This window comes from Neoroseomonas soli (assembly GCF_018129065.1).
GTDB classification, from domain to species: Bacteria; Pseudomonadota; Alphaproteobacteria; order Acetobacterales; family Acetobacteraceae; genus Neoroseomonas; species Neoroseomonas soli.
In genome coordinates, this window is sequence record NZ_JAAEDM010000205.1 from 1 (window position 1) to 802 (window position 802).

1 protein-coding gene is annotated in these 802 nt (G+C 75.9%); it reads right to left on the reverse strand.

The features are described 5' to 3' along the window. Positions 1-107 precede the first annotated feature (107 nt). Positions 108-644, reverse strand: a complete 537-nt coding sequence (locus tag GXW76_RS25475; RefSeq protein ID WP_211864933.1) for an NUDIX hydrolase — start codon at positions 642-644, stop codon at positions 108-110. Between the last annotated feature and the right edge of the window lie 158 nt (positions 645-802).

Genomic DNA, 802 nt, shown 5'->3' on the forward strand with positions numbered 1-802 from the left:
GCGGCGGCGCGGGGTTGCCGGGCGCGCCGGCGTGGCGGGGCCGGTCTGCGCGGCGGCAACGCCCGGCAGGATCAGGAGCCCCGCCAGGAGAAGCGCGCGCCGGCCGGTCATTCCGCGCCTCCCGGCAGGGGGCGGATGCCGCGCCGGTCCTCGGGCGGGTTCAGCGCGACCTCGCCCGGGCGGCCCTCCCGCCAGGCGCGCAGCGCCCAGCGGACGGAGGGGAAGGCGATGTCGTCCCAGGGGATGTCGCCCCAGGCGAAGTGGCGGACCTCGAGGCTTTCCGGGCCGGGCTCGAAGCCGGGCTCCTCCAGCCGGGCGCGGAAGATCACCTGCACCTGGCCCAGCCGGGCGATGGAATAGACGGCGAGCACGCCTTCGAGCGCGATGCGGGCGCGGGCTTCCTCCCACGCCTCGCGGCGGGCGCCTTCCTCGACGGTCTCGCCCATCTCCATGTAGCCGGCGGGGATGGTCCAGAAGCCGGAGCGCGGTTCGATGGCGCGGCGGCAGAGGAGGACGCTGTCGCCCTCGGCGACGATGCTGCCGACGACGACCTTGGGGTTCTCATAGGCCACGTGCCCGCAATCGGGGCACATCAGGCGCTCGCGGTCATCGCCTTCGGGAATGCGCCGGACGAAGCGGGACATGGGCGAATCATGGGCTGTCCCCCCACGCCGCTGCAAGCGGTGGTGTGGGGACGCGCGCGCTTCGCCTTCGGGTGCCGGCGGCCGGTCAGACGCGCAGGTCGAGCAGCGAGCCGCGCGGCAGGGGCTGGCCGGCGGGCAGCGCGCCGGCGGGCGGCACG